This window comes from Acinetobacter stercoris (assembly GCF_900323515.1).
Lineage (GTDB): Bacteria > Pseudomonadota > Gammaproteobacteria > Pseudomonadales > Moraxellaceae > Acinetobacter > Acinetobacter stercoris.
The window spans coordinates 1-8594 of sequence record NZ_OOGT01000180.1; the positions used below are offsets into that span (position 1 = coordinate 1).

6 protein-coding genes and 1 pseudogene are annotated in these 8594 nt (G+C 37.6%); 2 read left to right on the plus strand and 5 right to left on the minus strand.

What is annotated here, in order from left to right; translation table 11 throughout:
• Positions 1-57 precede the first annotated feature (57 nt).
• Positions 58-1371 carry an OprD family outer membrane porin gene (locus KPC_RS15460; protein ID WP_121975254.1) on the plus strand — a complete coding sequence of 438 codons (1314 nt, stop codon included), beginning with the start codon at positions 58-60 and terminating at the stop codon, positions 1369-1371.
• A gap of 105 nt (positions 1372-1476) precedes the next feature.
• Here the strand turns inward: KPC_RS15460 and KPC_RS15465 are convergent.
• The 3 genes and pseudogenes from KPC_RS15465 to KPC_RS15475 form a co-directional block, all read right to left on the minus strand.
• A pseudogene (locus KPC_RS15465) lies at positions 1477-2165 on the minus strand (aspartate/glutamate racemase family protein).
• 257 nt (positions 2166-2422) lie between these two features.
• Entirely contained in the window at positions 2423-2950 is a 528-nt protein-coding gene (gene ppa / locus KPC_RS15470; protein WP_121975255.1) for an inorganic diphosphatase, read from the minus strand.
• 116 nt (positions 2951-3066) lie between these two features.
• Positions 3067-3465 carry an MAPEG family protein gene (locus KPC_RS15475; protein ID WP_121975256.1) on the minus strand — a complete coding sequence of 133 codons (399 nt, stop codon included), beginning with the start codon at positions 3463-3465 and terminating at the stop codon, positions 3067-3069.
• A 105-nt stretch (positions 3466-3570) separates the two neighbouring features.
• Between KPC_RS15475 and KPC_RS15480 the strand changes: the two genes are divergently transcribed.
• Complete coding sequence (locus KPC_RS15480) at positions 3571-3948, plus strand: hypothetical protein (protein ID WP_121975257.1); 378 nt, start codon at positions 3571-3573, stop codon at positions 3946-3948.
• Between the two features lie 164 nt (positions 3949-4112).
• Here the strand turns inward: KPC_RS15480 and KPC_RS15485 are convergent, their stop codons facing one another.
• Positions 4113-5789: an AMP-binding protein gene (locus tag KPC_RS15485; protein WP_121975258.1), complete on the minus strand. Its 1677-nt coding sequence runs from the start codon at positions 5787-5789 to the stop codon at positions 4113-4115.
• Positions 5790-5938: 149 nt separating this feature from the next.
• Positions 5939-8158, minus strand: a complete 2220-nt coding sequence (parC, locus tag KPC_RS15490; RefSeq protein WP_121975259.1) for a DNA topoisomerase IV subunit A — start codon at positions 8156-8158, stop codon at positions 5939-5941.
• Positions 8159-8594 lie beyond the last annotated feature (436 nt).

Sequence of the window (8594 nt, forward strand, 5' to 3'; positions counted from 1 at the left end):
ACTTTATGGGCTCGAATGAGCTGAATAAGTTATTTATATATTTTAATGAGGCATTCGATGCTAACGCTAAAAAAACTTTCATTAGCAGTAATTGTTCAAACTGCGCTTATCTCCTCTGCATTTGCAAGTGAGCAAAGCGAATCTAAGGGGTTCGTTGAAGACGCTGAGGGTTCTGTTTTATTCCGTACTGGTTACCTTACACGCGACAAAAAAAATGGCACACCAGATACTAGCTCATTCGCACAAACGGCGATGCTTAATCTTGAGTCTGGTTTTACCCAAGGTCCTGTCGGCTTTGGTGTAGGTATCATCGGGGATGCATCATTCAAAATCGGCGATAATAAAAATGCTGGAAATGGCATGATCCCTCGTGAAACCCTTAATGGTAAGAAAGGTAAAGGGGACACATACGATACATGGACACGTGGTGGTGGTATTGTCAAAGCCCGTGTTTCGAATACCACTGTACGCTATGGTACACACATTTTAGATATTCCTGTATTGGCAAGTAATACAGCTCGTCTAGTTCCTGAATATTTTGAAGGTACTTTGTTAACCAGCCATGAAATCAAAAATTTAGAAATAATTGGTGGTAAGTTCACCAAGGACTCTTACTCAGATCAGATTGACACTGATGGACGTCATCTTCGTAGTGCATGGGTTTGGGGTGCAAAATATAAATTTAACGATCAGTTGACCGGATCTTATTATGGTACGGATATCAAGGATAAGCTTGACCGTCACTATATCAATGCCAATTATAAGTTTCCTCTAGCAAATAAAGATTCTTTAACATTCGACTTTAGTGGTTATCGTACAGAATTTGATGCAAATGCTAGCACTTATTCTGCAACTGTCCCTGATGGTCAGGACCGCACTAATAATATCTGGGCATTATCAGGAACTTATAATAGAGGTCCACATACCGTAATGTTGGCTTACCAACAAAACACAGGTAATGTTGGTTATGACTATGGTGAAAATGCTGATGGTGCACAAAGTATCTATTTACCAAACTCATATCTTTCAGACTTCATTGGAAACCATGAAAAGTCTACACAAATTCAATATAACCTTGATTTAGGTGCATTTGGTGTACCTGGTTTGAACTGGACTAGTGCATTTGTATATGGTTGGGACATTAAAGTTGCAAACCCTGATGACCGTACCAAACTAATTTCAGACAATGCTACTGAACGTGAGTTCTTTAACCAGTTGAAATATACTGTTCAAAGTGGTTTTGCCAAGGATGTAAGCCTACGTGTACGTAATTCTTATTATCGTGCAAGTGCAGCTTATCAGACTAATGCTTACATCGGTGATACTAACGAATGGCGTGTCTTCCTTGATATCCCAGTGAAACTCTTTTAATCATTAAAAATAATTTTTTATATCCATAAAAAACCTGCATTGATTGCAGGTTTTTTATGGGGCAGAATTTGTAACGACTATCTTTTGTTCATTTTGGAAAATATTTTATGATAAAGAAAAATCAACTGCTGCTTTAGCATGTATTGCTGTCGTATCAAAAACTGGAACGGAAAATTTTATATCTCCAATTAACATACAAATTTCGGTACAACCAAGGATAATTCCTTCTACACCTGAAGAAATCAACTTATCTACAATCTGTGCATACTTTTGCTGAGACTGTTTCTTTATTACCCCTAAACATAGTTCATTATAAATCACATCATGGACAACTTTTCTGTCATCCGGGTCTGGAACCACTACTTCTATACCCTGATTTTCCAGTCTTGATGTATAGAAATCTTGCTCCATCGTAAAAGCAGTTCCAAGCAAACCCACTTTTTTATATTTTTACTCAATATTTCTTTTGCTGTTGCATCAGCGATATGAATAAATGGAATAGAAATTGAACACTCAATATAAGAGGCAACCTTATGCATGGTATTTGTACAAAGCAGGATACCATCTGCCCCGCCTTTTTCCAGCTGAACAGCTTTCTCTTGTAAATAAAGTCCAGCCTCATGCCATAAGCCTTTATATTGTAGTTCTTCTATTTCAGCAAAATCTACACTGATCAAGATCACTTTTGCTGAATGCAGTTGACCCAGCTTATTTTGAGTTATTTTATTGATTTGCTGATAATACAAATCTGTAGACTCCCAACTCATCCCACCCAATAAACCAATTGTTTTCAATTTTATAAACCTTATGATCTGGAATGACTTAATAAAACGATATAGTTTAAAAAGTATCTAGAATAAAATTGCTCTATTTACTCTATTTTATATACTGATTTTTATACACATAAATTTAATTCAAAAAATTACATCTAAAGTAATCAACTAACCGTCTCTTAAAGTCCCTTTTTTAATTATCTAAACTATTCACCTATATTTCCCATAAAAAAACCTGCATTTTGATGCAGGTTTTTTCTTAGAATACAGACTCTAAATTATTTTTTGGCAGCTTCAATTGCTTTAACAACTTCAGCTTTAGCCACATCAGCACCTTCCCAACCAGCAAGTTTTACCCACTTACCAGGTTCTAAGTCTTTGTAATGTGCAAAGAAATGTTCAATTTGGCTGATTAATAATGCAGGAAGATCTGTATATTCCTGAACATCTTTATAAAGTGGAGTCAGTTTTTCGTGTGGAACTGCTACAAGTTTAGCATCAATACCACCATCATCTTCCATGTTCAATTTACCTACAGGACGGCAACGAATCACTGAACCTGGCTCAACTGGATAAGGTGTTACTACCAATACATCAAGTGGATCACCATCTTCAGATAAAGTATTTGGTACATAACCATAGTTTGCTGGATAGAACATCGCTGTAGCCATAAAACGGTCTACAAATAAAGCATCAGAATCTTTATCTACTTCGTATTTGATTGGTGCTGCATTTGCAGGAATTTCGATAACAACATAAATATCGTTTGGTGCATCTTTACCCGCAGGAATATTACTGTAGCTCATATGGTACTCTTAACAGTTAATCTTGTTTAAATCTTGGCGATTATAACGCTTAAAATCGCAAATACAGTGAAATTATACAATTTGCACGATAAAAATGGCTATGACTCAAATAAAAGTTAAATCATTCTTATGATTAACAACAGCAGGAAAATTGGACAAAGCATGGACAAAAGCCAGATAATTGATCTTAAGGTTGACCAATTAGCCAAATAACAGATTCCATAAATAATTCGTAAAATAATATAGGCAAGACCAAATGTCATGATTAGAGTTTGATCGATCACCATATATTCAGCCATTAACACAGCAGCGAGAAATAAAGGTAAACTTTCAAAACTGTTTTGCTGTGCAGCATTAGCACGAGCTGCCAAACCTGTCGATTTTGCTAAAAATTCACGTGGATTCTGATTATCTTTTATTTTAAATCCGCCTGCTATTTTCGCAATAATTGTAAAAATATAAGGTAATAGGCAAGCTGCTAAAATGAGATAGATAATGCCACTAATCTCTTGCATGAATTTTATTCTCAGGAATTTGACAGATGCCCTATCATAGCATGGTGTAACCTTGATATTTTTTGTTAAATAGTATGTTTTTACAATTTGTAAAATGGAGCAAGTATGACTAATCCTGATCAGAAACAATTGCTTGATGTTTTAGAAAAGCACCAACAACATCAGCAAAAACTTGATCGAGTTTTTAAAATCGTCATTCCTATTGTTTCATTTTTGCTCTGTGTTATATGTGCCAATATGAACTGGCAGTCAACGCTTGGTACATTTATCATGCTCTGGATTGCATTTTATGCTGTAGGAATTAAGCGTTTGAATGTCTGGTTATGGGCTTTTATCATTGTACTTTATTGTCTGGTCGATATCTATTTTAGCTACGGCACCATTTCAAGTAAGGCCTTAGGTCGCCAGATGGGAACCATGCTGACTTTTGTCATAATTTTTGGATTTGGACGTCCATATATTGACCGCTGGTTATTAAAATAGTTTTTACTTTTCTTAAAGAAATAATGCCTGACTATTATTAATAAAATCTCTTAAACACTTGATTGACCTAGTCCCTCTTTTAAAAGAGGGACTAGGATCGAATTTAAAGAAACTTAACAGGGTTATACTGTTTATGAAAAAGAGTTTTTTCAGTGATTAAAAGATTAATTGGTTTTACGCAAGTCTTTACGTAAAATTTTTCCAACATTCGATTTTGGTAATTCATCCATAAACTCAACATAACGAGGACGCTTGTAACCTGTTAAATTTGCTTTTGCGAATGCCAAAACTTCTTCGGTAGTCAATGATGGGTCTTTTTTCACAACAAATAGTTTAGGCACTTCACCTGACTTTTCATCAGGTACACCAATCGCTGCAACTTCCAGAATCTTAGGATTACCCGCCATTACTTCTTCAATTTCAGAAGGGTAAACATTAAAACCCGAAACTAGAATCATGTCTTTTTTACGGTCAACAATCTTGGTATATCCGCGCTCATCCATCACACCGATATCACCTGTACGGAAGAACCCATTGGTCATAACTTTCTCAGTTTCATCAGGTCGATTCCAATAACCTTTCATCACCTGAGGACCACGAATTGAGATTTCACCCTGCTCACCAATCGGCACTTCATTACCATCATCATCGAGAATTGCAACATCAGTCGATGGAAGTGGAATACCAATCGTACCACTGAAAGCTTCAGATGCAGGAGGATTTGCTGTTGCAACAGGTGAGGTTTCTGATAAACCATAACCTTCAATAATGGTTGTACCTGTGATTTTTTTCCATGCTTCTGCAGTTGATGGTAATACAGCCATACCACCGCCCATCGCCATTTTAAGTTTGCTGTGGTCAAGCTGTTTAAAATCTTCATTATGCACAAGTGCATTAAATAAAGTATTTACAGCCGGGAAGAATGCAGGTGGATGATTTTTCAAATCTTTAATCACTGAAGGTAGGTCACGAGGATTGGCAATCAAAACATTGGCCTCACCCTTATACATGCCATAAAGTGCGCAAACCATGAATGCAAAAATGTGATATAGCGGCAATGCACAGATGATTCGATCATCTTTACTACCATCTTGATCACCAAATTTGCTCTGGAAAATACCATCACACTGTAGCAGGTTAGCAACCAGGTTACGGTGCGTCAGTTCAGCACCTTTTGCAACACCAGTAGTACCACCTGTATATTGAAGGACAGCCGTATCACTGAGTGTTAAATTTGGACGTTTGTAGTTACTTGCACTAACTTTGCCCATTGCTGCATTAAATTTAACATGACCAGGAATATCCCAGGCAGGAATCTGTTTACGTACTTTACGTAAAACAAAATTCACCAATGTACCTTTTAGGGTTCCAAGCATATCACCCACAGAAGCAACAACCACATGCTTCACAGGAGTTTTGCCTAAAATTGATTGATAAACTGATGCAAAATTTTCAATGATCACAAGCACTTCTACACCAGCATCATTAAGCTGGTGTTCTAGTTCACGCGCAGTATAAAGTGGATTGACATTGACCAGTACCAGACCCGCACGAAACACCCCTAAAGCAACTACAGGATATTGGAAAACGTTTGGCATCATCACTGCAACGCGTGTTCCCTTGGCTAGTCCCAAACTTTGTAAATAAGCTGCAAATTTACGGCTTGCTTCATCAAGTTCGTCAAAAGACATGGTTTTATCCATAAAGATAAAAGCGTCACGTGATCCGAATTTTTGGAAATTTCTTTCAAAAATATCTACAAGAGAGGTATTTTCTGGTGGCAATTCAATTGTTTCAGGAATTCCAGTCTTTTGGTACTCTGCAAACCAGATCTTTTCCATAATGCCATATTCTCCAATCAGTAATCCTTAGTTTTAAACTGTTTTTCTCAATATCAAGCATATTTTTTGGCTTCTTAAGTGCTCAATATTGCATCCATTTTCACGAACACATGTCATATATAACGTATTTCGATCAATGGATGCTAGTCTTATCTCTGAATGCACAGTTTATTTGCTTTTTGATAACCTCGTGGTAAGAGTTGACCTTTCGATGCACGCTTACCAATGTACTTTTGCAGATCATCACCTTTTAATTTTAGCTGTTGCTGCCCTGCAAACACTTGAATTATTTCATTTAAATTCAATGTTAGCACGGACTGAAGCTGATCATCACCTTCAAGTTGTATCAACTTATTTCCTTTACCTTTGTTTAGAATTGGCAATTCTGACAAATCAATAATCAATAAACGTCCAGAGCTACTCAATGCAGCAACATGGGTTGCATCGTCTATCATCTGCAAAGGCAGTGCCTTGGCATCATTTGGAACAGTCAGGAATGATTTCCCTGCTTTAGCACTGGTATCCAAATGTTTCGCATGTGTCTTGAAGCCATATCCTTTAGTACTCAATGCTAAAATTTCTTTTTCATCATCAGCCACAAGTACCTGTATAAACCCGACACCGTTGGCAGGAGATAATTTAGAACTCAATGGTTCACCCAAGCCCCTTGCAGATGGCAAACTATTGATTGCTAGTGCATAGCTTCGACCTGTTTCATCAAGCACATAAACCCGTTGGTTTGATTTACCTTGTGCAGAACTTAAATATTGATCCCCGGCACGGAAATTTAAGTTCTCGGCATCAACATCATGTCCTTTGGCAGAACGTATCCAGCCTGCTTCAGAAAGCACTACAGTTACAGGCTCTGCTGGCATCAGATCCTGCTCACTAATTGCTGATGCTTCTGCCCGCATGACAATTGGAGAGCGTCGATCATCACCGAACTTCTTCGCATCTTCTTTTAATTCAGAAATAATCAGATTTTTCAATGACTCCGGATTTGCCAGTTGTTCACGAATCACTGCAGCTTTTGCTTCAAGTTCTTCCTGTTCACGGCGAATTTCCATTTCTTCAAGTTTTGCCAAATGACGTAGCTTGAGCTCTAAAATAGCTTCAGCCTGTATCTCATCAATATTAAAATGAGACATCAATACAGGTTTTGGCTGATCTTCCTCACGAATAATCCTGATTACAGTATCAATATCCAGATATGCAATGAGTAAACCTGCAAGAATATGCAAACGCTTCTCTATCTTACTTAAATGATATTGCAGACGGCGTGTGACAGTATCTTTACGAATTTCAATCCATTCTAATAAAATTCTTCGAATAGACTTGACTTGAGGACGTCCATCTGCCCCGATCATATTCATATTGACGCGGTAGCTAGATTCCAGATCGGTCGTTGCAAAGAGATGACTCATGACCGCATCTGCATCAATACGATTAGATCTCAGGACAATAACCAGACGCGTTGGATTTTGATGATCTGATTCATCACGGACGTCAGTCACCAGAGGCAATTTTTTCGCCTGCATCTGATCCGCAATCTGGGTAATAATTTTCGAACCAGAAACCTGATAAGGTAGCTCAGTAATCACGATTTCATTTTTATCAACCGTATATACGGCACGACTCCTGTAACTACCACGACCTGTTGTCTGAATTTTCAATAATTCGTCCGCAGGGGTCACTATCTCTGCTTTGGTAGGTAAATCTGGACCAGGTATATATTCGGCAACTTTTTCATCTGTCAAATTCGGATTGCGGATCAGTGCAATCGTACCTTTCACCACTTCACGCAAGTTATGCGGAGGAATATCTGTTGCCATCCCGACAGCAATACCTGTCGTGCCATTGAGTAAAATATTCGGGACTCGGGCAGGTAAAGTCACTGGCTCTTTTAGAGAGCCATCAAAGTTATCTTGCCAATCAACAGTACCTTGCCCAAGTTCAGACAGCAAAAGATCACTATAAGGCGATAGCTTGGCTTCGGTATAGCGCATTGCTGCAAAGGATTTAGGATCATCAGGAGACCCCCAGTTACCTTGTCCTTCAATAAAAGGATAGCGATAACTAAATGGCTGTGCCATGAGTACCATTGCTTCATAACATGCAGAATCACCATGAGGATGGTATTTACCGAGAACGTCCCCTACAGTACGTGCAGATTTTTTCGGCTTTCCACTTGGTTTTAACCCAAGCTCACTCATCGCATAAACAATACGGCGTTGAACAGGTTTTAATCCATCACTAATATGAGGAAGTGCCCGGTCCATAATCACGTACATGGCGTAATTGAGATAAGCTTGTTCTGTAAATTCTGCTACGGAACGGTTTTCTGTCGCATGATGCGCAAGGCTTGTCATAACAACTGTTAATCCTAATAAATCGTTTTAATGTATAGAAGCAGCTTAAGCTTCTTTGTTCTTATGCTAAGACGCAAGCAAAAGTGATACAAGAGGTTACCCAGCAACTCTGCGATAAATTGCATCTATGATTAGTCTACTGACGTAAAACTATCCATTTTCATTGAAATGATCAACTTATAATTATCTTTTTTTAGATGATAAAAATCTTAAAAAGAAAATGGCAGGTAAAATACATCCAGTTCAATACAATCAAACCTGATGATAAAAGCAACCTCAAATCACAGGAACAAATTGTACAAAAGAATATCCTTATTTGACCAATTATCTTTTTCCTACTTTATCTTGATCAAAAATAAATCTTGCTATTTTTAGTTGTAAAGTCAGTATTTCATCAACTCACATATTATATATGTTGCAATACCCTTATATTAAT